The 24,424-nt window shown below is 45.4% G+C and carries 24 protein-coding genes and 2 pseudogenes; 10 read left to right on the forward strand and 16 right to left on the reverse strand.

What is annotated here, in order from left to right; translation table 11 throughout:
• Positions 1 to 34 precede the first annotated feature (34 nt).
• A pseudogene (locus B9N89_RS12800) lies at positions 35 to 488 on the forward strand (AAC(3)-I family aminoglycoside N-acetyltransferase).
• Between the two features lie 50 nt (positions 489 to 538).
• On the opposite strand, the gene B9N89_RS12805 reads toward B9N89_RS12800, so the two are convergent.
• From B9N89_RS12805 to B9N89_RS12820, 5 genes and pseudogenes are all read right to left on the reverse strand, one after another.
• The gene (locus B9N89_RS12805) at positions 539 to 829 is read right to left on the reverse strand and encodes a TfoX/Sxy family protein (RefSeq protein ID WP_268808744.1); all 291 of its coding nucleotides are present in this window, start codon (positions 827 to 829) and stop codon (positions 539 to 541) included.
• A gap of 66 nt (positions 830 to 895) precedes the next feature.
• Positions 896 to 1,417, reverse strand: a complete 522-nt coding sequence (locus B9N89_RS12810; RefSeq protein WP_132318756.1) for an SRPBCC domain-containing protein — start codon at positions 1,415 to 1,417, stop codon at positions 896 to 898.
• Positions 1,418 to 1,640: 223 nt separating this feature from the next.
• Positions 1,641 to 2,048, reverse strand: coding sequence for a cupin domain-containing protein (locus tag B9N89_RS12815; RefSeq protein ID WP_132318754.1), 408 nt, complete (start codon positions 2,046 to 2,048; stop codon positions 1,641 to 1,643).
• 229 nt (positions 2,049 to 2,277) lie between these two features.
• Positions 2,278 to 2,443 (reverse strand): annotated as a pseudogene (locus tag B9N89_RS32425) (RNA-guided endonuclease InsQ/TnpB family protein); the annotation flags it as partial.
• Between the two features lie 39 nt (positions 2,444 to 2,482).
• Entirely contained in the window at positions 2,483 to 2,731 is a 249-nt protein-coding gene (locus B9N89_RS12820) for a hypothetical protein (RefSeq protein ID WP_132318752.1), read from the reverse strand.
• Between the two features lie 151 nt (positions 2,732 to 2,882).
• Between B9N89_RS12820 and B9N89_RS12825 the strand changes: the two genes are divergently transcribed.
• A complete protein-coding gene (locus B9N89_RS12825; protein WP_132318750.1) occupies positions 2,883 to 3,131 on the forward strand; it encodes a hypothetical protein in 249 nt (82 codons plus the stop codon).
• A gap of 455 nt (positions 3,132 to 3,586) precedes the next feature.
• Here B9N89_RS12825 and B9N89_RS12830 read toward each other — a convergent pair whose 3' ends face one another.
• Positions 3,587 to 3,904, reverse strand: coding sequence for a helix-turn-helix transcriptional regulator (locus tag B9N89_RS12830; protein ID WP_132318748.1), 318 nt, complete (start codon positions 3,902 to 3,904; stop codon positions 3,587 to 3,589).
• Positions 3,905 to 3,993: 89 nt separating this feature from the next.
• Positions 3,994 to 4,194, reverse strand: a complete 201-nt coding sequence (locus tag B9N89_RS12835; RefSeq protein ID WP_200820710.1) for a type II toxin-antitoxin system RelE family toxin — start codon at positions 4,192 to 4,194, stop codon at positions 3,994 to 3,996.
• Positions 4,195 to 4,755: 561 nt separating this feature from the next.
• On the opposite strand from B9N89_RS12835, the gene B9N89_RS12840 reads away from it, so the two are divergent.
• Entirely contained in the window at positions 4,756 to 5,313 is a 558-nt protein-coding gene (locus B9N89_RS12840) for a hypothetical protein (RefSeq protein WP_132318746.1), read from the forward strand.
• A 228-nt stretch (positions 5,314 to 5,541) separates the two neighbouring features.
• Complete coding sequence (locus tag B9N89_RS12845) at positions 5,542 to 5,823, forward strand: helix-turn-helix domain-containing protein (RefSeq protein WP_268808745.1); 282 nt, start codon at positions 5,542 to 5,544, stop codon at positions 5,821 to 5,823.
• 186 nt (positions 5,824 to 6,009) lie between these two features.
• Here B9N89_RS12845 and B9N89_RS31710 read toward each other — a convergent pair whose 3' ends face one another.
• The 4 genes from B9N89_RS31710 to uraH form a co-directional block, all read right to left on the reverse strand.
• The gene (locus tag B9N89_RS31710; protein ID WP_200820711.1) at positions 6,010 to 8,115 is read right to left on the reverse strand and encodes a hypothetical protein; all 2,106 of its coding nucleotides are present in this window, start codon (positions 8,113 to 8,115) and stop codon (positions 6,010 to 6,012) included.
• A 313-nt stretch (positions 8,116 to 8,428) separates the two neighbouring features.
• Positions 8,429 to 9,829, reverse strand: coding sequence for a nucleobase:cation symporter-2 family protein (locus B9N89_RS12855; protein ID WP_200820712.1), 1,401 nt, complete (start codon positions 9,827 to 9,829; stop codon positions 8,429 to 8,431).
• A 116-nt stretch (positions 9,830 to 9,945) separates the two neighbouring features.
• On the reverse strand, positions 9,946 to 11,148 hold the full coding sequence (locus tag B9N89_RS12860; protein ID WP_132318742.1) for a urate hydroxylase PuuD: 1,203 nt from the start codon (positions 11,146 to 11,148) through the stop codon (positions 9,946 to 9,948).
• Positions 11,149 to 11,502, reverse strand: a complete 354-nt coding sequence (gene uraH, locus B9N89_RS12865) for a hydroxyisourate hydrolase (protein ID WP_132318740.1) — start codon at positions 11,500 to 11,502, stop codon at positions 11,149 to 11,151.
• A gap of 764 nt (positions 11,503 to 12,266) precedes the next feature.
• Between uraH and B9N89_RS12870 the strand changes: the two genes are divergently transcribed.
• The gene (locus B9N89_RS12870) at positions 12,267 to 12,995 is read left to right on the forward strand and encodes a hypothetical protein (protein ID WP_132318738.1); all 729 of its coding nucleotides are present in this window, start codon (positions 12,267 to 12,269) and stop codon (positions 12,993 to 12,995) included.
• Positions 12,996 to 13,449: 454 nt separating this feature from the next.
• Here the strand turns inward: B9N89_RS12870 and B9N89_RS12875 are convergent, their stop codons facing one another.
• Positions 13,450 to 14,844 (reverse strand): BamA/TamA family outer membrane protein, encoded by a 1,395-nt coding sequence (locus tag B9N89_RS12875; RefSeq protein ID WP_132318736.1) that lies wholly within the window; start codon positions 14,842 to 14,844, stop codon positions 13,450 to 13,452.
• A gap of 14 nt (positions 14,845 to 14,858) precedes the next feature.
• Here B9N89_RS12875 and B9N89_RS12880 point away from each other — a divergent pair, with 14 nt between their 5' ends.
• The gene (locus B9N89_RS12880) at positions 14,859 to 15,896 is read left to right on the forward strand and encodes an NAD(P)-dependent alcohol dehydrogenase (protein WP_132318734.1); all 1,038 of its coding nucleotides are present in this window, start codon (positions 14,859 to 14,861) and stop codon (positions 15,894 to 15,896) included.
• A gap of 16 nt (positions 15,897 to 15,912) precedes the next feature.
• On the opposite strand, the gene B9N89_RS31355 is transcribed toward B9N89_RS12880, so the two are convergent.
• A complete protein-coding gene (locus B9N89_RS31355; RefSeq protein ID WP_159455346.1) occupies positions 15,913 to 16,089 on the reverse strand; it encodes a hypothetical protein in 177 nt (58 codons plus the stop codon).
• A gap of 228 nt (positions 16,090 to 16,317) precedes the next feature.
• Between B9N89_RS31355 and B9N89_RS12885 the strand changes: the two genes are divergently transcribed.
• Positions 16,318 to 17,133 (forward strand): cobalamin B12-binding domain-containing protein, encoded by an 816-nt coding sequence (locus tag B9N89_RS12885; RefSeq protein WP_132318732.1) that lies wholly within the window; start codon positions 16,318 to 16,320, stop codon positions 17,131 to 17,133.
• 8 nt (positions 17,134 to 17,141) lie between these two features.
• Here the strand turns inward: B9N89_RS12885 and B9N89_RS12890 are convergent, their stop codons facing one another.
• A complete protein-coding gene (locus B9N89_RS12890; RefSeq protein WP_132318730.1) occupies positions 17,142 to 18,803 on the reverse strand; it encodes an AMP-binding protein in 1,662 nt (553 codons plus the stop codon).
• 237 nt (positions 18,804 to 19,040) lie between these two features.
• Here B9N89_RS12890 and B9N89_RS12895 point away from each other — a divergent pair, with 237 nt between their 5' ends.
• Positions 19,041 to 20,216, forward strand: coding sequence for a hypothetical protein (locus B9N89_RS12895; protein WP_132318728.1), 1,176 nt, complete (start codon positions 19,041 to 19,043; stop codon positions 20,214 to 20,216).
• Positions 20,217 to 20,218: 2 nt separating this feature from the next.
• Here B9N89_RS12895 and B9N89_RS12900 read toward each other — a convergent pair whose 3' ends face one another.
• Entirely contained in the window at positions 20,219 to 21,208 is a 990-nt protein-coding gene (locus B9N89_RS12900; RefSeq protein WP_132318726.1) for an alpha/beta fold hydrolase, read from the reverse strand.
• A 166-nt stretch (positions 21,209 to 21,374) separates the two neighbouring features.
• Here B9N89_RS12900 and B9N89_RS12905 point away from each other — a divergent pair, with 166 nt between their 5' ends.
• The gene (locus tag B9N89_RS12905) at positions 21,375 to 23,063 is read left to right on the forward strand and encodes a sensor histidine kinase (RefSeq protein WP_234996100.1); all 1,689 of its coding nucleotides are present in this window, start codon (positions 21,375 to 21,377) and stop codon (positions 23,061 to 23,063) included.
• A gap of 5 nt (positions 23,064 to 23,068) precedes the next feature.
• On the opposite strand, the gene B9N89_RS12910 is transcribed toward B9N89_RS12905, so the two are convergent.
• Positions 23,069 to 23,530, reverse strand: coding sequence for a hypothetical protein (locus B9N89_RS12910; RefSeq protein ID WP_132318722.1), 462 nt, complete (start codon positions 23,528 to 23,530; stop codon positions 23,069 to 23,071).
• 168 nt (positions 23,531 to 23,698) lie between these two features.
• Here B9N89_RS12910 and B9N89_RS12915 point away from each other — a divergent pair, with 168 nt between their 5' ends.
• Complete coding sequence (locus tag B9N89_RS12915) at positions 23,699 to 24,424, forward strand: sulfite exporter TauE/SafE family protein (protein WP_132318720.1); 726 nt, start codon at positions 23,699 to 23,701, stop codon at positions 24,422 to 24,424.

Raw genomic sequence — 24,424 nt, forward strand, 5'->3', positions numbered from 1 at the left:
AGGGTGAGGTACCCGCAACAAATGATAGGCCTAGATGAAACAAAACAAAATCCAAAGACTCACGGAATCAGATCTTCCGATTTATAGGCAGCTTTTAGCGCTCTTCGCCAAGGAATTTGATGAAAACGAAACATATCTAGGTGCTCAGCCCAGTGATACGTATGCCCGGACTCTTCTTGGTAACGAAGACGTGATTTTTCTTGTTGAACAAAAAGAGTCTGAGGTGATCGGCGGTCTTGTGGCCTATGTTCTACGCAAGTTTGAGCAGGAGCGCAGTGAACTCTATATTTATGACTTGGCAGTAAGGAGCGAAAGCTGCCGTCAGGGAGTGGCTACAAGGCTTATCGAAAATTTACACCCTCATTGCCAGTGCTGTTGGTGCTTGGGTAATCTATGTACAAGCAGACCATGGTGATGATCCCGCTATTAAGCTGTACGAGTCCCTGGGGGTAAAGGAGAACGTTCTGCACTTTGACATCAAACCATAAAATATCGCGGTCGAACTAGCGAACGTTTAGTTTGAATTGTCTCATTTCAATCATTCGCAACTATTTTTAGGCTTCTTTGGCAGAGTCTTTGTAAAAGACAGGCCTAGTTCGATCCACTTCGCAAGCGCCGCTTTGGTTTTGTAGCCATCGGGATCAACAAACACCAATCCCTTCATTGGCTTTCCGGTAATATCCATTGGTCGAGCATGTTTAAGTTCTAACACTTCTTCATGTTTTTCGGGACCAACCCTGACCGACAAGCCATGTTTGAGGTCTGCTCCACACATCATGTTTCCATAGTGCATAAAGCAGAGCCCCCCAAACATATTCTGCTCTGTGATACCTCTTTTGCCTTTTAGGACTTATCTGATTCTTTGGTTTAGCTTCTCATCGTGTGCCATTAAATCTCAACCGCTTTCTGCTAAGGTTTTCAGTGCTTGGTTCATAGAGTCCAGCATTTTTGGGACATTAGTTTGAACCTGTCCCCACATCATGGGCACCATCAACCCACTGAACGTTTCTTTATGAACGAGCCGGGTTCCAGAATCTGTCTTTTCTAGCTCAATGACCTTTCCATTTGTGAATACAAACCCAGCCATCATGGTTGCGCGCCAACTAAGATTTCTGGGCTCTTCAAAAACAGTGATAACAGGTTCATACTTCGGTCCAGCCTTACTTTTGTCGCCGATCTCACCACACATGGTAATACTTAGCTTTGAACCTAACGAGGCAGTTCCATTGGACTGGTTGATTATCGGGCTCCACTCCTGCCACCCTTCAATATCGGTTACTATTTCCCAGACTTTTTCTACTGGAGCGGCTATTTCTATCTCAGTGCTTATTTCACGCATGTCATTGCCTTTCAGCCATAGCCCAGCGAGCACAACAAACAGTAGAGTTGGAATGGCAATTAATATTTTCTTCTTCATGCTGCAGTCCTTTTAGGTCTATTTCAGCTTTTGGGACAACACCACTCAGGTGTTGAAAAGTTCTATTTGGTTATGGAATCACGTGTTGTCCATGCTTCCCATACCATCCTGATTGGAGCATTTACGGTTGTCGCAATTGCTATTTTCACTTTTAACTCCTTTTTCGTGAGGCAGAGGTTCGGTGAATGCTTGGATGTTTGTTCACTTCTTTCACTAACTCCTTTCAAACGCTCGTGTTCTCATCAATTTTTCGATTCTCTGTACCATACCCCCAGGTCAAAAATAGGGCTGATGATGGTTCAGCAATTTTGGCGGTATGTCGGGTGTTTTGTGGGACGACAATATACTGACCTGGTTTGAGTTCAACCACTCTTTGCTCACCGTCTACCTCTAAAATAAATTTAATATGCCCTGATATGCAGAATACTACTTCATCGCCGTTTGGGTGCATTTCCCATGAGTCCCAGTCAGTTTCGAATGAAAATTGACTCATCAGGTAGCCCATCTTGGGATTGTTGGCTGGATTGTCCTTGTCAAAGGCCATCTTCCAAAAGTCCTCTTGCTTCCAGACTTGAGCTCTGCCCTTCGGATCAGCGAGTACATATTCATCTTTTAAAGTTTTAACTTGCATACTAATTAGTATGTCTACATGCTAATTAGTATGTCAACTAAGAATCCTAGAATATTACGAAACCCAGTAGAGACGAGAGCCAGAATCTTAGAGGTGGCCTTCAGTCAATTACCTCCCCTAAAAGGAGGAGGCTTCAGGGCTAGCCAACAGCTAAATGCCAGTTCCGGAAGACACGGCCTATACACGTTATCTCTGCTAGAAGCTTTGACTCACGCTTACTTTTCTTAAATTTCCTCAATATGTTAATCGCTCCATTCACATCGGCATTGAGAACCACACCAGTACTGGACTGTAGAGTCCTCTTCGAGTCCTCTTCGAGTCTTCTTTCCCAAGTACTCTGAGTGTTTCTGTACGCCTTCTAATGCTAGAGAATCTCATTTTGAGGTATAACTTTCCTCTTGCTTAACAACCTTTATTCCACGTTTTTTTGTAGCTTATGTAATCGATACAGTGAGCTGGACCTTGTCGCCTTTTCTAACAAAGGTTCTCGTTCCAAAGTAGACCGAGAAAAGCCCTCTATCTTTTTTGTACTTTGGTGGTTTTACCTTTGCATCGTGCTTTCCTTCATTTTTTAGTTTGAGAAGGCCAAAAAATGAGTTGTAGTCTTGATGTAATTTGCGTTCCGTATTCTGAGCAAGCTGAGAAGGGAGTCTTTTATAGATATGGGGTTGGGTTTCTCGCATTAGCTTATCCACTTTTTGGATAGGTTAGATAAGCTTTAATCGTTGTCTTTGTAGTGACGTCGAACCTGAAAAAGAGATGAGTTGTAGAGTCGACGAGACTCATTGCACATAGCTTTAACGACTCTCAGCTCGTCCTTTAGTTCTCGCTGGTATGATCATCAGTTGCTGGATAGAGCCGATCGCAAGCTATAAAGATCCAGTTCAGGGTATTCTGAAAAACTTTAAGCGATTGATCGATGAGCATCTTGACGAACATATCTTGTCTGGGTGTCCTTTGAACAATTTGATTCAAGAACTATCGGATGAGCCTGAGTTCGAAAAGCGGACTCAGGTTGTTTTGGAGAACTGGATATCTGGAACTGAAGGCCTGCTTAAACAAGCAAAACAAAGCGGTCACTGAGCTAAGTCAGTAAATACCAGGCAGCTCGCAGAGTTTATTGTCGCCTGCCAGGAAGGTGCTTTTTCTTGGGTAAAGTACTAAATAGCCGTAAGTCGATGCGCCTTATGCACAAATCTTTAGCTGAATACATCAACCTTCTTAATCGAGCAGAATGATCGGTAGGATAGTTACAAGTAAATACTAGATTTATTCTAAAACTGAAAGAGTTCTGAAAACCCATGCCGGTTCAAACTATAATACGAAACCAGCGAGCCGATAACATTGATCGATAGTTCGTATTAGCGATTAGGACGGATCGATAAACCAAATTCAAGAACGAGAGTAGAAAAATTGTCGAATAGACTGAGTTTTAGAGGCACTGTAAAACAGTTTCCACAAAAGGGTGGATGGGTTTACGTTTCAGTACCCAAAAGCCAGATTTGTTCGGCCTTGCCGGTAATCTTCATTTTCAATGTTTAGCCAGCGTCTTTCTTGACATCGACAGTGTATCCTTCGATACCTTTCTTTCTCATAAGGTCTTGTACTAAGAGCCTCACATAGGAGGCTTCGTCCATTTTAAAAACCTTAGCGATCTTTTTCAGTGTCTTATAGCTCGGGAAATCCCTCTCACTCTCGAAGCCATAAATAGCTTGTCTGGTAACGCCTACTTTAGTAGCCAAGCCTTCTTGGGTCAGATCATTTGCAAGTCGATCAGCTTTTAGTGCTCGTCCTAAAGAAAGAGGGCCACGATTACGTTTTAGAAACTCTAGAGCGTCGACATTATCTTTTGCCATTTTCTTAGATCCTAATATTTATGTTTGTTAATCTCTAAAACTTCGATCAATTCGATTTTTCCGCTGGTTTTGTCTTCCTTATAAATCGCTCAATAAGATCGGTTTAAGCGAATGGATCGCTGTCCTTTTCGATCTCCTTTGAGAGGCTCATCATGCCAGCCGGGAACTTTTCGTACATTTCGGGTGCCTTGCTCCGTGATATCCAAGACCCACTTGTAAAATCGGTCGGCAATAAAGTCTGGAATTTTCCTTAAGTCTTTTTGTGCCTGCTTAGTCAACTCTACTTTCACAGTTTACCTCTGGAACGCATTATCCAAATGCCGGCAAGTAATTACTTTACAATAGTCTTATCGGAAAAGAAAGCAATTACTTTACATTTATTAATTTCATAAATACAGATAGTTATCAAAATTTGTCTGAATTCTAGCTCAGGTTGTGCGAGAAAACTTGGGCTTTGATCTTTAATTGGGCATTGAGCTGATTCGCGCGGCTCCTAGGTTCCTCGATTGTCATGGATCGATGAAAGCCCAGCGCAGACCATCGACCTTTGTGAATATCACTCTTTCTTAGACTTCTTTGCTTTTGACGATGCACAGTTTTTTGATTGGTATGAAACAAATTGGAGCTTCCATTTGGGCTCGTTCTTTTTCCATTCTAGTTTTCGGACATAGTATCCCATGAATTTCTTATTACTGGTGAAATCTAGTTCTCAGAGTGTATTCGGGCATGAAATACAGGAGCTAGAGGTCACTGGTAAGTTGGCTAATGGGGTGGTAGCTTCATGTGGCTGTAGGGTATTCAAGTTACCTGCGCGATATTTAATTGGACTTTTTATGTAGAAAGGAATTTGAGTGAATATCGATTTTAAAAAAATCACAGGGAAAACACAGGCAGGACGGGTAAGATTCGAATTTTATTGTACGGATTGCTCCTCTAAATTCTGGTATAATTTTCACTGGTTTTATCACGATAAACTTCATTTTCTCAAATATGATGCCCAGGAGGCTAAATCATTCTGTGAAGCAATTAACAATCAGAATCTAGAAAGATTAACTGATAGTAAGGTCTTAGTTGATCAGATCATGGACGCTCTGTGTAATTGCGATCCCAACATAGCAGAGGTCATCGACCCGGAGAAAGAGTTAAGAATACTTTATGCCAAGAGGCTATTGGATCCTTCCATCGCAATTCCTGAAAAGCTCTCAGAGTTGGTGAAGCATTCGCAACCTAAAAAGGTGAGGGAACTATGGGAAGAGTTAGAGGCACTTGGGGCAGAGGTCAGAGAGCTGGTTTACGAAGGCAGAGGTGTTTTTGGGTTCAAGCTCTATACGGATAAGGGGGTGTATCTTGATTATGGCACTAAGTCCGAGATCATTGAACTGATTAAAAATGATAATAATCTATCTTAGCTACTCCGGGATGGTTGCGGTTATCATGGAGGTTTTTTGTACCGTATCGCCTACCACGTCCGAATCGGACGATGTTTCTTTGCTTAGTTGTATGATTTTAATGAAAATAATGGTTGAGGCGTCGAGTCGACTTTATTCGATTCAGAACAATACTGTCGAGTTCATTTTAGTAGAAAAGGTGACGTCTCATGAGTACAAAAAGTAATACGCTAAAGAGCTTGCAAAAAAATTGCGGGAGAGCAACTAACTCTAGGTAGCTTCCTTCGCTCTATTCGCGAGGGCGAAGAAATGACCATGGTCGATTTTGCTAGTGAGCTAGGAATATCTAGATCTCATCTGAATGATATTGAAAAGGGTAATAAAGCAGTAAGCCCTCAGAAAGCTGTAGAGTATGCTCAAATTTTGGGATACAGCGAGCAGCAGTTTGTTCGCTTAGCTCTTCAAGATCTTCTCGATCGTTACGAGCTACCGTATTCCGTAGAATTGAGTAAGAATAGTCGAGGATTGTAGACAATCACTGAATACCGCAGCTATCTAAACCAAAAACCATACCTGACATGGTATCTCGATTATTCTATCCATTTTGACGATCAGTAGTAGGTTTGTCTTGGGGAGGTCGATCTCTGCTTTTACGCCATCAATAAATTTAACCAGGCTAGCACCCTTCCTAGGAAAGGCGCTAGCGAATAGACACCACTACTTACGAGAGATCCAAACGATAATGTCAAACCCCCAGGTATTGAGCCAAACATTTTCCCAGTTAGGCTTATTATCTTTTAAAAGAGGCTTCTCAGCACTTTGGAGCACGAACTCAGCAGATTTTTCAAGACCCTCACCGAGCTTTCCAGGAACATCGATATCATCGACCGAGTTTTCGGCGTTGTCGAGAATCTGTGACATGGACGAATGGAGATTGTCTAATGCCGGATGATTTTCGAAAGCATCTTCAACACTATCGATCGTGTCCTTGATATTGTTCGTCACCTCTTCCTTTGTATCGCGGAATTTATCTAGTATGGCTTTACATTCGTCAAGAGATTGTTTGATACCAAGGCAATCGTAAAAATTTTCATCTTTTCTTGTTTCATAGAATGGAGAGTAACTGTCTCTTTTCAAGTACCAGTTGGCATCGTATAGGATTTCATCTTTTCTTGTTTCATAGAATGGAGAGTAACTGTCTCTTTTCAAGTACCAGTTGGCATCGTATAGGATTTCATCTTTTCTTGTTTCATAGAATGGAGAGTAACTGTCTCTTTTCAAGTACCAGTTGGCATCGTATAGGATTTCATCTTTTCTTGTTTCATAGAATGGAGAGTAACTGTCTCTTTTCAAGTACCAGTTGGCATCGTATAGGATTTCATCTTTTCTTGTTTCATAGAATGGAGAGTAACTGTCTCTCTTCAAGTACCAGTTGGCATCGTACAGGTTTTCATCTTTTCTTGTTTCATAGAATGGAGAGAAACTATCCCTTTTAATATGCCAGAGAGTATCCGCAAGGCTTCGCGCAGAAGATCTTCTAGTCTTAGCGTCGCCAATCAGATCAAGAATTTTCTGGCTAGAGTCTCGTAAACTTCGGTAGTGGCCACCATTGATAGTTCTGCGATGCAACCAAGTGTTCTCGATAAGGGTTTGAAACTCTTTATCTGTAACATCCAGGAGATTGCCCTTGAGAGCATTGAGCCTGGCTGTGCGCAGCTCAAGATCGACTGGAAGTTTCTCGGAACCACAAATTTCTGCTTGGTTCACTTTCCGTCTCTCTCCGGCCGCAGAGCAGAAATTATTCCAGTACCATAGGTCTAAAGATGTGCGAATATACTTGTTAAAAGAGGTTTTTAGCAGAGATCTGAAATTTGAATCAGAAATCTTGGCAAACTTGATGTCCTGGATTTTTGAGAGATCTTGTTTGGCCTTGGTGGTGGACGCAGAAAACTTTGCGGCAATATCATTAGCCTTAAGGTCTAACGAATCTAGGTAGTCCTTTACCTTTCCATTTTGCCTGTCTAGAAGAGCTAGTGATCTATTCACTTTCTCTTGATAACTAGGGTAAAGCGTCTCGGCCTCTTCTAAACAAATCTCGCCAACGAGAGCATCCGTTTCAACAGCTAACGTTTCGATTTCTGCTGTGGCTTGTGCAGCTAAGCCGCTTGGAAGTTTTTGGCTAAAGACTTTCTTGAGGTTGCGAGTCGCTTTGCTAATCTTTGACACCTGGCTCTTACAGGCTGTTTGGTAACTTTTCAAAGAGCGGTCATGGGCATTTTCAAAGTGTTCAAGAGCCTTGTCCGCGGCATTGTCAACGCGATCAAGGAGATCAGCCGCCTTTTTGCTTAGTGCCTGGGCTTTCTCCGAGCCTTTATCTTTATCCAAACGACCTTCTATTTTCGAATAAGACTGGAAGTACCTATCTGCTAGGTCGGATGCGATATTTTGGCTTTCCAACCATCCAGAATCTACGAACTGATCGAAATGAGACATAAGGTTTGTTTCACTATCGATCAAAGCTTTAGGCCAGGCTTGGTAGGTACTTAATGGCTCCTCTATACTATGCCAGGATATACTCGTAAGACTTGTTGGGGTCGGGAATGGAATCGGTGGAGGGTTTGGCGTCGGTCCAGGTGTCGGTCCAGGTGTCGGTCCAGGCGTCGGTTCAGGCGCAGGTGTAGGGCTTGGAGTCGGCGTCGGCGTTTGGGGGGGTGTTAACTTTGCTGGGTTAACTATGTCAGGCTTGTCACTGCTAGATTTTCCACCGCAGTTCATCAGCAAGTTTGACGCTAAAGCAAAACAATATAATCTTGAAATTTTCATCGAAGAAACCTTATTTTTGAAAGGTGTAACCTTTAGTCCACAGTTTCGGCTCTATCTCTTCAAAGGGACAAACGTGTGCAATGGATATTGCTTTTTCTTCCTTAACTTCCACTAAGAATCGATTCTAGCTCGGTGGCATTGTGATAAGAGATCGGTGCTAGGGTCTATGGTAACTCATCCCTGACGCAGTTCTTTGTTTGTCGAATTAGCATTGCAGATCAGTAGATATCCGAGAGGCATGTGTCAAGGCAAGCCTTAGTTAACTAAGGCGTGACAGGAGCTGTAAAAGTGAGCGGCGAACCCGAGCTGTGTATCACTCAGGGCTATGAGTATTAGCTGCTGCAAGGTGTAGGCTTTGCTCCCGACTTAGCCTGCCATTGAAGAAAAGATTGAGTAGAACCGCTACCACGGAACCGATCACGATACCGCTGTGTGTCAAGCCATGGCTCCAAGCTGGGAAATATTGAAAAAAGCCAGGTGAAAGGGTCGGGACCATCCCCATGCTTAATGATACAGCCACAACAAGAAGGCTATGGCTTTGCTTTTCGTAGTCTATGGACGCAAGAATTCGAATTCCCGTAGCGGCCACCATACCGAACATTACAAGCCCAGCTCCACCAAGCACATACTGTGGGACGGAGGCTACCACGTGGGCGACCTTAGGAAACAAGCCTAGGCCAAACAGAATCAAACCGCCAAAGGCTGTGACAGCTTTAGATTTTACGCCGGTGACTGAAAGTAGGCCAACATTTTGGGAAAATGACGTGTAGGGAAAGGTATTAAAAATACCACCGATCAGAGTGCCGAGGCCATCAGCTCTCAGGCCTCGGGTAATATCATCTTCTGAAACATCTTGGCTAACAATATTTCCGACAGCTAGGAACATGCCCATGGACTCGGCTAATACGATGACCATTACAAGGCAAAGGGATGCGATGGCGGTTAGGTGAAAGGTCGGCATCCCAAAATGAAATGGTGTGGTGATGGCTAACCAAGGAGCATCATCAATTCCATGAAGATTTATGCGGCCCAGCAAGGCGCAGACTAGTGTTCCCCCAAAAAGTCCTAAGAGTACGGCGAGATTCTTAATCATGCCCTTGCCGTAGCGATTGATAAGCAAAATGAGAGCTAGAACTCCAAATGCTATGACAAGGTTTGATGGTTTGCCATATTCAGGGTTCGCCAATCGGTAGGCACTGCCATCGATCATTTCGGTGACAAATGGCTGGCCACCGGCACACCAGTGGATGGCAACTCGCAAAAGAGAAAGCCCTATCAGGCAGATGATGGTGCCAGTAACCAACGGTGGAAAGAGCGGCAGAAGTTTCCCCATAAGAGGTGCGATCAAAATGGCAAATAACCCTGCGATGATCACCGCTCCATAGATACCAGTTAAGCCGATGTTGGGATCGCTGCCCACAGCTATCATAGGGCCAACTGCTGCAAAGGTGACCCCCATCATCACAGGCAGGCGAATTCCAAAGCGCCCCAGGCCAAGAGATTGAATGACGGTGATGATTCCCGCAGCAAATAGATCGGCGTTGATCAAGAATGCAAGGTGCTCCTTAGGTAGGTTTAAGGCGCGTCCCACGATGAGTGGCACAGCGATGGTGCCTGCATACATGACGAGAACATGTTGCCAGCCCATCATAAAGGACTTCAGGAACGACTGCTGCTCATTGCTAAACGACTTAGAACGCGCTATGATACCCACGGGTAACACTCCCTTCTTTCAACTCTGCATTGATTGGTTGCGATCAAACTCTCATCTTTCTCTAGAGAGCTTGGATCTAGGGTTTCAGACAATCCTTATTGTGGATCATAAGTCATCTAATGACTCATATTCTGCTGAAACCAGGCTTGAATTAATTGTCGTTCTTCATCTGTCATCTGAGTGATGTTGCCAAGAGGCATGGTTTTTAGCTGTACCGTTTGCGAGATGACCGCTGACGCATGCTTTCGCAGATCCTCGGGGCTTTCGAAGACGATGCCTTTCGGTGCAGGAGCGCCACCCATCATAGTGGGGTTGTAAGCATGGCAGCCGTAGCAACGTTTTTGGACCACGGCAAAGGCTTCTTCGGTGCTCACGGATCCCCGTACAAGCTTCGCTGGAGCGTCTGTTTGCGATGCTATGGGACTCATCCAGAAAAATACGAGAGCCATAACAGCGATCCCCGAAGCTGGAAAGTACCAATTGGTTTGCCCCCGATGTTTAAGGAGAAAGAACTGGCGAATCAAAACCCCTGCGATCATCATGAGAATGAGGACAAGCCAGTTGTTTGCGTCTCGATACATGACTCCAAAATGATTGGAAAGCATGCAGAATAGAACGGGGAGCGTAAAGTAGGTGTTGTGAACACTTCTCTGCTTACCTCTTTGGCCATAGATGGGATCAACGGGCTCACCAGCTCTCATGGCTGCCGTCACCCGCTTCTGACCAGGTATTATTACAAATAGAACATTGGCGCTCATCATGGTGGCCATCATCGCTCCGACGATGAGAAAGGCTGCTCGGCCGGGAAAAATCTGGCAGGCTCCGTAAGTTGCAATCCCTATGAATAGTGATACAGCGATTCCTAGGGCGAGATTCCTAAAGCCAAAGATGCGGCACATGAGATCATAGACAAACCAGCCACCAGCTAAAAAACCTAGAGCTGTGACGATGGCTTGGGTAGGCGACATTGGAAGAAGATTAGGATCGATAAGGTATACTTGAGCATTTAGCAAGTACACTAGCAAGAATAGAGCAAATCCTGACATCCAAGTGGAATACGACTCCCAGTAGAACCAATGAAGCTTCTTGGGTAGCTTCTCAGGCGCGGTGAGGTATTTCTGAGGGTTATAAAACCCACCACCATGAACAGCCCAAAGCTCACCGTCGACACCTTTGTCTTGAAGGTCCTTGTCTTTGGGGCTCTGTAGACTGTTATCGAGCCAGACAAAGTAAAACGAGGCTCCGATCCAAGCTACAGCGGTGATCACATGCAGCCACCGGACTAAGACGTAGAGCCACTCCATAATGTAAGCTTCCATCTAACTCCCCCTATAAGTTGAGTATGACCAGGGAGAAAATAGAAGTGGAACATGGTAGTGCTGATCTTTGTCGCTAATGCTAAAGCGGATGGTGATGATGTCCAAGAAAGGTGGATCGGGAAGTTTTGTGCCTTGCGCCGCAAAGTATGGTGCAACGTGAAATGATAAGGCGTATGTTCCTTCTCGAAACGATGGTCCATCCAGCAAGGGCTTGTCGGTTCTGCCATCGGGGTTGGTGAAAATCTCAAGTATTTGTTCGGCTTGTTCGTTCGAGATCCGCGATAGGGTCACCAGCAAAGCGCCTGCGGGTTTCCCTGATGCGGTATCGAGCACATGTGTAGTCAGGCGACCCATGATCTCGGCTCCGTATCAATTGTATTAGGGACGATAGGTTTAATGCTGAGAAACTTAGCAACACCAAGCTAGCTGAAACATCATGCTCAGCTACGACCGCAGATCAAACTACGACCCCAATAATATCCCGCGCCGCTGCCTCCAAGGCGAGCCTACCGAAACGTGAACTCAAAAAATCAAGCTTACAATCCGACTCGTGCCTCTCGGTACGTTCGCACAACGCATCCCGGCGCCTGTATTCGTGCGTATCTTGGAGGCAAGACTAATCATCAGGTTCGCGCTTGTCAATCGACTATTAAGATTTAAAGCCTACAAGACCGTTAGTTTTTATAGTGATGAATACTCGTTTCGATGCTTGGGTATATATACTAGTGTAGGTTCCCGCTTACCTTGGCGGGGGACCTCTGAATTGACCAGAGTCGAAAGCCTAAGTTGCTGCTCCAAGATAAATTGGATCTTTAACTTGCTAATTATACGTCATGAATTTGAACTCACGGGATTTTAAGGTGTTCACATTTGCGAGGTAAAATTGAATTATCTATTCAACTATCTGTAAATATTGCAATTACTTGCTTTCGAAATGGGTGCCTTATTCGTTGCTAATATAATATCGAAGACAACCTATTGACGGTCTCGAAAAAAAATCGGGAATGGTATTGAATAGATCCCCTGTTTAAAAGCTTGTTTAAATGCTGTTTGGCTTAACGTGGCTCTTCTTTTGCTAACACTGTTCAATGCAACACTAATGATTTTTGGAGAGAGACATGTTTAGCAAAAAACTAGGAATGGTAGCGGTATTTCTTTTGGCAGTAGGCTGTGGCGTTCAGGAAGACGCAAACACTGGTAGCACTCTTGATGCGCTCTATGCTGAAAGCAGCATCGGATCGCTTAGGTTTGCAGCTGAAGGTGGACGCGTATATCTAGCTGAAGGTAACCGAGTTCTACCATGGGCTCATTCAGCGCCTACACAAGCTGGAAACAAAGTTCAGTACGCTGGTCGTACGATTGGTGATATTCAAACTGGGTACCTATGTAACGGTCCTTATGATGCTGTTTGTGATGCGTCTCTTTATAAGAGCAGACCTTCTTCAATCACTATCAAGCAGACAGGAGCTATCGGTGCTTCACCTGTAAACCCAAGTCAAGTTCGTTACATCACAGCTAACACCGCTGCACTGCAGAACATTCAAGTTGGCACTCCAGTTGGTGGTATTGCCAAAGGAAGCTGTAACGTTTCTACGTCGTCTGGTTCTAAGCGTTTGAGCCTTACTGTAGAGCGTAAGAAAGCTACAGGTTCAAATGGCCAAGCTCTAGAGATGATCGAAGTTAAAACTCCTGTGTATCAGTACAACCCATCTTCAGGTTCTTTGCAGTACACACGTATGAAAACTCTACAGCGTGTTTACAGCAACGGTGCTGTTCAGAACGTAGAGGCTTCTACAGCTAGCCAGGGTACTGAAGTACAAGGATTGCTACGTTTGTTCCAAATGTAGGAGTGATGATACCCAATCTCAGGTTGGGCTCGCGGTGCACAACATCGTGACTCGCTTATCGATGTGTCGAACCACAATTTCCACAATTGTGCTGTGAGTTCAATTTTAGATGAAACAAGCCCCCTCTTGGCAAGACTCCCCGGTTGCCAAGAGGGGGCTTCCGTAGTTTGTAGTAGACTTATTGTCAGTCCTTAAAGGAAATCTTTTTAGCCCTACAAAATTATATGGAGGAGGGAACTCAAATATTCCTCTTAAAGAAATCTTAAAGGTTAAAATCGAAATCTCAGATCTACTTTGGGAAGTGATGATAACCCGTACGTCTCGAAAAGCTGGTCCCAGTCTGCACTGTTCTAAGTGCTACCTTTGGCCACCGTTGGTGACATCTTCATTTTAAGTCTTCATGGAACCAACCTTCTCGATAGAGAGATCCATTTGCTCCTCTCTGCGCATGAGATTATAAGCTGCCTCCTAGGGAAACCTTTAAGAACTGTCCGGAATAATCTGGGTTGTAACCCACTTCAATGCCAACTCCAGGCAGTGCAACCTCTTTTAGAAAGAAATATGTACCAATTCCATAGGCCTTATATTGAACAGGTTTTGGCTTCAAGATCGCATATTCAAGAATTCCAATATCAACAAAGGGCCCTGTGACTAGGGTTCCAGCTGTGACTTTCCATATGGGTGTGGGAAGGTAAGCAGACAGAGCTGACGCTTTGCGGGCCCAGACACCATTCTTAGGTATGCCGCGAAATCCGGGGCTATCGCCTAGGTAAATGAAGCCTTTTTGGGCAAGGGTTGCGCTTGTATAGCGATAAAATCCAGTGAGGCTTAGAGCGCTGTGACCTTGAAAGAGACTTGTGCCGTAGTGAAGCTGGCCATTGACCATAGTTTCAAGATCTTCTTCATCGGTGCGGTGGGTTTGCCTGATCACCCTGTAACGAAGATCCCAGCCGTTCTCGTAGTAAAGACGAAAATTTTTGGCCCCAAGGTTTCCCGATAGAGTTACAGCATCGAAGCTATAGTTACTAGCGCGACCGAATTGTTCTACCTCTCCAAACGTGCTGGCAAACGAGCCGAAACCGATCAAAATCTCGGATGAGCGGCCGAACGGTAGACCAAGATCGAGGGAGACCCGTCCCCGCTTTTCAATTTGCTTAAACAGGATATCGTCTCCGTCATAAAGATGATATTCTTCGTTCAGTGATAGTGTTGTTATGTTGATCCGAAGTGGGGTGTCGAAGACATTTTTAAACTGGAAGGATCCGTAGCCCAGTTCGGCGCGATTTCCGGAGAAGCCACCAGCAATGATACGATGGCCCATCCCTAGGAAGTTAGTTTCCACTAGAAACAATCCATAACGAGTGTCGGTCTTCGAAACTTGAAGGTTCGGAATGGGAATCAATGTCCATCGGTCTTTTATTGTGACTGTCATGCCATCGCTTCGCTTGTCGACGACGACTTCAGAGAATATTTTTGAATCCATGAGGCAGGTTTCGATTTCTGATTTCGGTGCCTCTTTTAGATCATCAAAGCAGCGGTTTAGCAAGCGATCGATATAGACATTTTCGGTTCGGGCATTGCCTTCGATCGCTACCTCGTAAGCCCATAATTTCGCTGGAAGCCAACACAACAATAATATTCTACGCCACATACTAGATTCCTCGCTTACAGATCTCAAAGGCTCAGCCCAGATGGTAGCATGAAGCATGGCCATTGCGGAAGCCGATCCGTCACAGGCAATCTCCGGCCAGCCTGTTCCAGCAAAGATTTGAGGCTTCTTATAGGTTTCTGGAATCGATATACTAGTAAGTCTTAGGAAAACAGTCGGCAAGGACTGACGTACAATCACAGAAAGGCACTTCTATGGAAACCAAAGCATATGCAAATCATGCAGCCGACCAGGCATTCGTACCCTATATTTTCGATCGTCGAGACCCCGGGCCTGAGGATGTCGCGATAGATATCAAGTACTGTGGTATCTGTCACTCTGATATCCATACCGCAAGAAGTGAGTGGGGCCCAGCCCAGTACCCCTGCGTTCCCGGTCACGAAATTGTCGGCATCGTCCGCGACGTGGGTTCAAATGTGACTAGGTTCAAGGCTGGCGATAAAGTAGGAGTAGGATGTCTGGTGGATTCCTGTCGCACTTGCCCCAGTTGTGAGGAGGGGTTAGAAAACTACTGCGAGAACGGTTTCACGGGAACTTATAATTCTACAGACCGGCATGGCGGATATACCAAAGGCGGGTATTCGAATTTTATAGTAACGGATCAGCGCTTCGTCCTAAGCATCCCAGAGAATCTCGACTTGGCCGCAACAGCTCCCCTGCTATGTGCTGGAATAACAACATTCTCCCCTTTGAAACATGTGGGCTTGAAAAAGGGAGATAAGCTCGGAGTTCTCGGCTTAGGAGGACTGGGTCATATGGCTGTTAAGCTGGGGGCATCATTCGGCGCCGAAGTAACAGTACTATCGAGATCAGCCCACAAACAGGCGGATGCCGAGTCACTTGGCGCTCATCGCTTCGTTCTAAGCACTAACGAGAATGCCGTTGCCGAACACGCAAATTACTTCGATTACATCATCGATACGGTATCTGCGCCCCACGATCTAGGCCAGGCCTTCGGTATGATCAAGAGGGAAGGGACCCTCATTATGGTGGGAGCCTCAGACAAACCCTTGGATCTTAACGTATTCCCGATGATCCTGAAACGCAGGAAAATGCTCGGTTCACTGATCGGTGGCCTGCCTGAAACCCAAGAAATGCTCGACCACTGCGGCCGGCATAACATAACCGCAGACATCGAATTGATCGACCCTGAGCGTATCAATGAGGCCTTCGATCGTACTGTAAAAAGCGATGTGAAGTATCGCTTTGTCATTGATTGCCAAAAATTCTAGCCTCACACCATGGGTGCTAGTTATCGGAGCTGGGCTTCTCAATGGCCGTTTGAGAAAGCTCGCTCGGTACCGATAGGCTAGCGCCATATCGAACTAGTGTACGTAAACCCCCAATGGCTAGAACGATGATCAGTAGACCCATCACATGACGGCGCCAAGGCTCTCTTTTTTCAATTCCACACTTCACTTCCATATATTGTCCTCCGGGAAATCAGTAACTGTCGGCAGAAGAAATACAATCTTGGTGCCAACAATTTTTTTATGAATTTCAGTAGGATGGCGGTTTGTTTCCGTTTCTTAATTAAACGATTGTTTAATTGCTGACAGGCTCCTCTCTACGGCCTCAAAGTGGGGCTTTAAGGGCCATGGTTACATTTGTGGTGAGGGAGCCGATAGAGTCATAGAAATAAAAGGGGGGCTTATGATCCTTTGGTGTTGTGGTTGCCAAAAATATCTTGGGGAGAAACAGCCCTACGATGATTATTCTTTCACTCACAGTCTTTGCCGCGGTTGCTTTAAAAAGGCAACTAAGGAAGAGCGTGACCCTGGTTGGCAAACCCAAGATGATGCCTTACGAGACATATTTCACGACTATCTCAATCGGGTTCAGGACAAAGAAGATATCGATCTCCAAGTCTTTATCAAGTCAGCAATCAAAACAGGCTTTGGTCCGATTGAGCTTTTTTATCTGACCGTCCAGCCTGTACTCTACGATATTGGAATGAAGTTCTTTTCGGGAGAAGTAACTTACGAGCAGGAACGTATGTTCACGAGGTTTGCAGAAAAAGTTCTAAATCATATCTATCTCAACACAGAAAGACCCCATGCTGGACCATACCTAGCTTTGGTATGTGCTGATTCAAATTCTCATTCCATTGGCATCCGTGCTCTAGCCTTGCGCTTGATGTCGGAAGGAATTCGCTGCGACCTTCACCTTCCGCAGCTAAACAAAGAAAAAATTATCGATATTGCCAAGAACCGGAATTTACACGGCATCGGTTTATCAGTTGCCACCATGGAGCAGCTAGCCGATATTCCAGAACTGCTACACAGGATTCGAAAGTCAAATCCCGGGATTGCCATCCTCCTAGGAGGGCCCGTGATCGACCCTCAGAACATCCCTCATCCAGTTGATTTTGTTCACGATCGAAGCAATTTCAGCGCCCTACTTGAATTCCTTCATGCCAGCTACAGCAAAGACTACAAGCCCTTCCACGAAGATGATCTGGCAAGCTAGAGTGTAAATCAGGCGGTTTTTAACTTGCGTCGCAAGATCTTGCCTACAGCACTCTTGGGAAGCTCTTCAACAAATTCGATCTGCTTGGGTCGTTTGTAGTTCACTAGGTTTGACTGGCAGTACTGCATGATCTCAGCTTCGGTGACTTGCTCATTGGACCTTACTACGAAAAGCTTCACAGTTTCTCCAGATTGCTCATCTGGGATTCCGATAGCAGCAGCTTCGACGACACCCTTGAGTGCAACTACCACCTCTTCAATTTCGTTGGGATAGACGTTAAAGCCAGATACCAGAATCATATCTTTCTTCCGATCGACAATGCTAAAAAAACCATCTTCGGACATCACGGCGATGTCTCCCGTATGGAACCAATGGTCCTCATCAAAGACTTGTTGGGTCTCTTCGTCACGGTTCCAGTAGCCTTTCATGACTTGTGGGCCTTTGACACAAAGTTCTCCGGGCTCACCATGGGGAAGAATCTGGCCATTGTCATCTTTTATACAGACATCAGTGCTAGGAATGGGAAGCCCGATAGTGCCATTAAAGCTTGTCTGGTTTCGGGGATTGATGGTGACGGCAGGAGAGGTTTCAGTTAGCCCGTAGGCTTGATTGATGATATTGCCGGTGACCTTCTGCCAATGATCGGCCACCGGTTTTTGGACTGCCATACCTCCACCTATGGAGAGTCTCAAGTGAGAAAAGTCTAGGGCGCAAAACGATTCATCGTGAAGCAGGTTGTTAAAAAGGGTATTAACTCCAGACATGGCAGTAAACTGCCAGCGACTTAGCTCTTTGACAAAGCCCTTGGTGTCTTTGGGATTTGGTATCAGGATATTTAATCCACCAGCTGTCATATAGAGGAAGCAGTTACATACCAGTGAAAAGATGTGATACAAGGGTAGGGCGGTCACAATCTTATCGTTCGGGCCAACAAGATCACCAAACACAGTGCTTGCTTGGGCTAGGTTGTATAAAATATTGCTGTGGGTAAGCATCGCACCCTTAGAAACCCCGGTTGTGCCACCCGTATATTGTAGAAATGCGATGTCATCGATCGCTATTTCAACAGGAGAAAGTCCCGGCTGCTTGCACCCTATTTCAAGAGCATGGGTAAAACTTTCTGCTTTTGGTATCTGATAGTCAGGCACAACTTTCTTTATGTGTTTAAGAACAAAGTTGATCAATTGCTTCTTAGGAAAATCAAATAGATCACCAAACTTCGTGATAATCACAGAGTCAAGCTTAATAGACTTGAGGACATGCTCCAGAGTTCTGGCGAAGTTTTCAAGAATGATGATAGTTGTTGCGCCGGAATCCTTGAGCTGGTGCTCCAGCTCCCGCGCTGTGTAGAGCGGGTTGATATTAACGACAATAGCACCAACACGATGGGCTGCGAACAATGCGACCGGATATTGTAGGATGTTCGGCATCATGATAGCGACGCGATCATCCTTTTTGATCTTGAGTTCGTGTTGTAGGTATCGGGCAAACATATCGATCATTGTTTCTAGCTCTTGGAAACTGATGGTCTTCCCCATACATGTGAATGCTGGAGATTGGCCATGGCTGCGGTTGGTTGCTTGAATCAGCTCAGGAAGATTGCTGAAGCGTGGCGCAGCTACCTCAGTGGGAACATCGGCGGGATATTGAGAATTCCAGGGTCGTTGCATAAGAGGCCTCGTTGTCTTGGAGTCGAATGAGAGATTCTCTCATGATAGTCAGTTCTGTGATTTCAGGAAATTAGTTTCTTTTCCTGGGTAAATATTGCTAGATAATTTTCGTTGCAACAGACTTTGATCTGGGGGTAATTATCTCTATAAGCCTCTAAATCTACATCTAATTATGAGATGCCTGAAGTGATTCTGCAGGCCGCCGAGCGGTAGTATTAGAAATCTTTGGAGGTCGACATGAAGACAATTCTTTGGGCTGTTGCAGCCCTATGGGCACTATTATCGGGCCCGCCATTGGTGGCTCAGCATGGGAGCGAAGCCTGGGGCAGCTGGACCCGTTCGATTGGCAGCCATAGTATGGCTTCAGAAGAGGTCCCATTAGCATCCTCTACAAGACAGTTGCTGATCAACTACAAGCAAGCGCTAGATCTTTCTCCTAACCAGCCGGTGATACGGCTTTCAAGTCCAATTCACCTGAGTGGCCCATTTTCAATGTTTATCGTAGCTTCAAATCGGGGGCGAAATGGCTTTCTCTTGGCGGATAGTGAACAAAACGGCCAGGGGATGAAACTGGGGCGTTGGCGGGACGACCAGCTATTCCTACGGCTCATAGAGGGATCGAACTATGATATCTCCGTTCCCTGGGTTGAAGACCAGGGCATAGCCATTTATTTTGTCGGCCGTGATGATCATAATAGGGTTTTTGTTCAATTGGTCAATCAAAGCCGTGTCCTCAAGTTATTCTCGGGCCAGCCACAAGAAGGTGATGTAAAGATCGACACTCTAGGGAATGGGGGCGACGGTCGATTTCTACAGGCTTGGGATGGGGCATTCGCAAGCCTTATTGTCTATGACTCTTTCCTCGATCCTTTGGCAAGGATTCAAGTTCTGACACAGCTTCGGCAAACTTGGATAGGATCAAGCGCTGCCGTTGGTGAGATTAGAGAGTTTAGCCAACTGTATGGAGTCAATCAAGATCGAGTGCTTTTGTCTGTAGATGCAACAGAACTAGAAGATGTTCATGACGAGCACGGGACTCATCCTTATTTTGATGGTGTAGCGAGACCTGAGCATCAACGGATCTGGGATATTCTTAATGGAGAATTCTACGATAGTGACCTTGTATTCTCCCGTCATGGCCAAAGCCTAGTTCAGATTCATCGGCCTCAAATGTTTTTGGAAACCGCCATCAAGCTGCTCCGACAACATCGGTTTGAGGGCTTCATGGTGCTTGAGAACGCTCATGGTCATCTGGAGTTGCTTGGGTTCCGCTCCATAAGTGAGTTGAGACTAGTCTTGCAAAGTCTCCATGGGGCTCTCCAGCTTGCTGAACTTCTGCTGATGGAGCATAGCCTCCACTCTCAAGAACAGCTGTCGATAGTGGAAGGGCTGAGTCAAAAGTGGGGCCTTTAGTTTTATGGATCGCCAATAAAGTTCACGATGGCAGCGATGGCACGATCTCGAATCTCATCGACTTCTTGGAGAAGTTCATGTTTCCCTTTAGGAAAGAACTCCTTGCGACATGATGTGACTTGCGCACATACATAATTTTGCCCTTCAGTTCTAACGATCACGTCATCACCGGCCTGAAGCAAGAGCACGGGTGCCTTTATCGCCGCTGCTTGCTTTCTCATCGACCAAACTGCATCAATGCTGGCTCTTGCCCAGGAAACAGTCGCCCCCTTAACAAGAAGCTCTGGCTTCTCTTTAGTGAGTCTTTGCATGAGGTCGAAGCGAATCGAGCTGTTAGAAACATTGTTCTTAGAAAAAATTTTTGTCCCAGGGTGGTGCCCTGGAATGTATTCCGTACCGTCACCCATCGCCTCTCGGACTAAAAGGTAGAGCCAGGCAAACCCTTGCGGGCCAGGAGTCGGTAAGTCAAGCATTGGCGAAGAAAGTATGATTTTATCAAATGTATTTGGACGTTTACTGGCTAATAGCGCGAAGGCGTTGCCACCCATCGAGTGGGCTAGGGCTACGAGTTGCCGGCCTTTTTTTTCAGGTATTACGACTTTGTCGAGAAATAGTTCTGCATCCTGCCGATAGGTCGAGAAGTCAGTTATATGGCCTTTTAGTGGATCTTCGAGGAGACGATCAGATAAACCTTGGCCGCGCCAATCGAAAATAAAGATTTCGTAGGGCTGGTTCTGGAGGTCGTAGATGAACTCCATGTATTTGTACTGGGATTCCGTGCGACCTGGAAAAATAACTAAGGTGGTACTCGGATTGTCTTTTGGAAAGTGACGGTAGGCGAGTTTTACCTTGTCAGGGGTTTCCAAGAAACCTAAAGACCCTTTCTCGAAGAAATTGATAAGATCGTTATAGCGATCAGGAAGACTCTCTTCAGGCAGTGACAGAGCTATGAAGGGGTGGAGTAGGATAGTCAGAATGAACAGTCGATTCAAATGGTCTCTCCCTGATCAAAACGGTGTTGTCTTCTCGCTATGCCGCAGCTCCAGCATTGGGATGATAAAAAAGGTTATTTTTCCATATGATCCCAGTATAGTTGAAAATTTGGAAGCAGAAAAGCAAAGGTAGTTCACTAGTGTCAATAGGCGAGATATGACAGCGATGTTAAGCAAGGATAGGCCCCCTTCTAAGTTTTCTGAGATATGGAGCACTTTGTTCAGTCGCACGTCCTTTCAGCCGGTGGCGAAACGGCTCGTATTCTTTACAGTTGGCATCAGCACCTGTTTTGCATTCTTGATCTCGATCATGCAGATTCTGTTTGACTACCAAACTGAGTTTCAAGATATCGAAGAATCTATTCATCACCTCGATCAAGTGAGTATCAAAAGCCTCGGAACAGCGATCTGGTATTTGGATCAGGTTCAGATTGAGACGATTTTGGATGGAATCCGAGAGTTACCTAATGTTCAGCAGGTGGTTTTATCTTCCAAAAGCCTTGAGGGCGATGTTGTTAAGGGTGAACTCAGTGCTCGTGAGCGTATAGACAAGCACTTTGACGTTTTCTATGTTCAAGAAGGCCATAGCCGTAAGGTAGGAAAAATTTCCATTTATGTGTCCCTTGATGAGCTTTACTATAATTTACTTGTGAAGTTTGGGTTTAGTCTCCTTGGGAATATAGTCAAGACTTTATCCGTTTCATTTTTACTGGTGCTTTACATTCGCCGAACGGTTACCAAAAGACTGGAGGCCCTTGGTAACTATGCGTCTAACGTAGTGCTCGATCGGGCTGATCAAGAGTCAAAAGCTCCTCACGATCAGGACCACATTCAAGGTTATCAGGACGAGATATCTCATCTCTATGAGCAGATCTTTCGAATGGAGGAGCGCTTGGTAGCAGGTTATAGGCAGCTAAGAGAGCAAGATATCGAATATCAGGAGCGACTGGAATCTGAAGTAAAACGGAAAACCGAGGAATTGGCTCTTCACCAGAGGGAGCTGGTTGAAGCATCCAGGAAGGCAGGCATGGCAGAAGTCGCTGTGGGCTTTCTTCACAACATTGGCAACATCATGACCTCAATCTTTGTGAGTTGTGAAACCGTAGCGAAGATGGTTGAAGAGAGCGAGTATTCTAAGCGAACCCAGGCATTTTTTGATCTGATGAAGAAAAAAGTTGAACAATTGCAGGCGTACTTGAGTTCTGAAGAGGGGGCTCAGGCCAATGAGTTCTGGCGAGCATTGAACCGCTATGAAGGTGAACAGCGGCAGCAGCTTCTCGATCTCATGAATAGAATTCTTGTTGGTTTGAAAGACATTGAAGAAATCATCAAATTGCAGATGATCTTTGCCAATGCTCCCGATATCAAAGAAGACTGCTACATTGATGCTATGGTTGAAAAGGCAATTAATATTAATCGCCTAGAGCTTGATAAGGCTGGTATCGAATGTGAGTGCTACTTGGATTTTATCGGACCTCTAGTCTCGGTGCCGGCAAAAATAACTCAAATCCTGGTAAATCTAATTCTAAATTCCATTCAAGCTATCAAAATTGATAACAAGCATCCTAGAATTACCATCCGATCGGAAATTCACGGGGATGACGTCCACATTATCTGTGAAGATAATGGCAAAGGTATCGCTCCGGAGAATTTAATAAAGATTTTCTCGTTTGGTTTTACGACTAAAAAAACTGGTTCTGGATTTGGCCTTCATTCTAGCTCACTGATGGCTCAGGAGCTTGGAGGTAATATTGAGGCCCGTAGCGAAGGTCGCGGCAAGGGGGCCCAGTTTATTATTATCTTACCCATTCAAGGGCGTAAAACAAGCCAAAAGCCTCAGCTTGCTATTAGCTAAACCGATTAGAGATAGTGAAGGGATTCCACCTTATCCCAACCACGGGACTTTGCGAATCTAAAGATGTCTTGACTACGGATCTCGCGAATATCCTCTTGCTCGTCGCCGTTGGTGTACTTGACCCAGCCTTCTTTCATATCACCACAGACCAGGCTTATGAATGGATTGTGGTAGAGGTCTGCATCATCGCGTCGCTCTTTAAATGTGAGTGACTCCTTAGCAAAGCCTAGTGTGCTTCCCGCCGGAATAATGCACCTTGGGACATCATCTTGTAGGTTTTCGTAGAGCTTGAGGTCGCGAATAGCAACGCGAAAATAGTTACCAGCAGGTTTAGTGTCATGCAATCGCTGCGGATCGATCGTTTCTGACTGAGTCTCTGACCCATGGTTGATCGCAGCTTGGTCTACTGGCAGTTTTTTGCAGGCTCCTATGAGGCTCGCGATGGCGAGTATGATCAATATTTTCATATTGCCTCCTTTGGGCAGCTGTTTCCTTGTTTCAACCCAGGGTAAATTATGCAATATTAGGACCCGTCGTGAGTCCTCGTGATTACAGTATCTTAGGCTCTTGTCCTTTGTTCATGGCATGGCCGATGTCAGCAAGCTTGCAGGCCAAATTTCGAAAGGAGTTCCCCAATGACAATTCTGATTCTGTTCCTGACAGCCCTTGGCTCCTCTATCATATCGGGACTGGTGGGGATGGCAGGTGGGGTGACACTCTTAGCTGTGATGACCTTTTTTTTTCCGATGCATGTGATTGTGCCTGTTCATGGCTTGGTGCAGTTTGTGAGTAACTCAAGCAGAACCTGGATTCTACGGGAGCATGTTCATAGAGAGAGTTTTGTGCCATTTCTGATCGGGGTTCCCATTGGTGGCGTCGCAGTCTGGTTCTTCTTGAGCAACTTAGATCGCCCTGAATGGATTCTAGGAATTGTGGCTGCTCTACTATTCTATGTTGCTTTCAAACCAAAGAAATTACCTGAACTAAAATTGGGAACAAAAGGTTTTTGGCTCCTAGGTGTCGCGGCGAGTTTTCTTGGCTCCTTGGTTGGGGCGACAGGGCCTTTGATGGCACCATTCTTTGCAAGAAGTGATTTCACTAAGGAGCAGATTGTTGCGACTAAGGCAGCTTGCCAGCTGCTCGTACACATTGTAAAGGTGCCCATCTTCCTAGGGTTGGCCTTTCCGTATCAAGATTACTGGCTTGAAACAGCTGTGATGGTGGTCGGGGTTATCATTGGTACAAAACTGGGTACATCATTGCTGAAGTCCATGAGCACCCAACGATTTATGATCCTTCTTAAAGTGGCCTTGGCCTTGACAGGCCTGCGTATTACAATCAAGATGTTGACTTCAAGTTAA

Source organism: Pseudobacteriovorax antillogorgiicola, from assembly GCF_900177345.1.
In the GTDB taxonomy this organism is placed as follows: Bacteria; Bdellovibrionota_B; Oligoflexia; order Oligoflexales; family Oligoflexaceae; genus Pseudobacteriovorax; species Pseudobacteriovorax antillogorgiicola.

Excerpts from the sequence above, each read along its gene's own strand:
- B9N89_RS12810 (WP_132318756.1), bottom strand. The coding sequence starts at position 1,417 with ATGAAGAAGAAAATATTAATTGCCATTCCAACTCTACTGTTTGTTGTG.
- B9N89_RS12815 (WP_132318754.1), bottom strand. The coding sequence starts at position 2,048 with ATGCAAGTTAAAACTTTAAAAGATGAATATGTACTCGCTGATCCGAAG.
- B9N89_RS12820 (WP_132318752.1), bottom strand. The coding sequence starts at position 2,731 with ATGCGAGAAACCCAACCCCATATCTATAAAAGACTCCCTTCTCAGCTT.
- B9N89_RS12825 (WP_132318750.1), top strand. The coding sequence starts at position 2,883 with ATGATCATCAGTTGCTGGATAGAGCCGATCGCAAGCTATAAAGATCCA.
- B9N89_RS12830 (WP_132318748.1), bottom strand. The coding sequence starts at position 3,904 with ATGGCAAAAGATAATGTCGACGCTCTAGAGTTTCTAAAACGTAATCGT.
- B9N89_RS31710 (WP_200820711.1), bottom strand. The coding sequence starts at position 8,115 with ATGAAAATTTCAAGATTATATTGTTTTGCTTTAGCGTCAAACTTGCTG.
- B9N89_RS12860 (WP_132318742.1), bottom strand. The coding sequence starts at position 11,148 with ATGGAAGCTTACATTATGGAGTGGCTCTACGTCTTAGTCCGGTGGCTG.
- uraH (WP_132318740.1), bottom strand. The coding sequence starts at position 11,502 with ATGGGTCGCCTGACTACACATGTGCTCGATACCGCATCAGGGAAACCC.
- B9N89_RS12870 (WP_132318738.1), top strand. The coding sequence starts at position 12,267 with ATGTTTAGCAAAAAACTAGGAATGGTAGCGGTATTTCTTTTGGCAGTA.
- B9N89_RS12880 (WP_132318734.1), top strand. The coding sequence starts at position 14,859 with ATGGAAACCAAAGCATATGCAAATCATGCAGCCGACCAGGCATTCGTA.
- B9N89_RS31355 (WP_159455346.1), bottom strand. The coding sequence starts at position 16,089 with ATGGAAGTGAAGTGTGGAATTGAAAAAAGAGAGCCTTGGCGCCGTCAT.
- B9N89_RS12885 (WP_132318732.1), top strand. The coding sequence starts at position 16,318 with ATGATCCTTTGGTGTTGTGGTTGCCAAAAATATCTTGGGGAGAAACAG.
- B9N89_RS12890 (WP_132318730.1), bottom strand. The coding sequence starts at position 18,803 with ATGCAACGACCCTGGAATTCTCAATATCCCGCCGATGTTCCCACTGAG.
- B9N89_RS12895 (WP_132318728.1), top strand. The coding sequence starts at position 19,041 with ATGAAGACAATTCTTTGGGCTGTTGCAGCCCTATGGGCACTATTATCG.
- B9N89_RS12905 (WP_234996100.1), top strand. The coding sequence starts at position 21,375 with ATGTTAAGCAAGGATAGGCCCCCTTCTAAGTTTTCTGAGATATGGAGC.
- B9N89_RS12910 (WP_132318722.1), bottom strand. The coding sequence starts at position 23,530 with ATGAAAATATTGATCATACTCGCCATCGCGAGCCTCATAGGAGCCTGC.
- B9N89_RS12915 (WP_132318720.1), top strand. The coding sequence starts at position 23,699 with ATGACAATTCTGATTCTGTTCCTGACAGCCCTTGGCTCCTCTATCATA.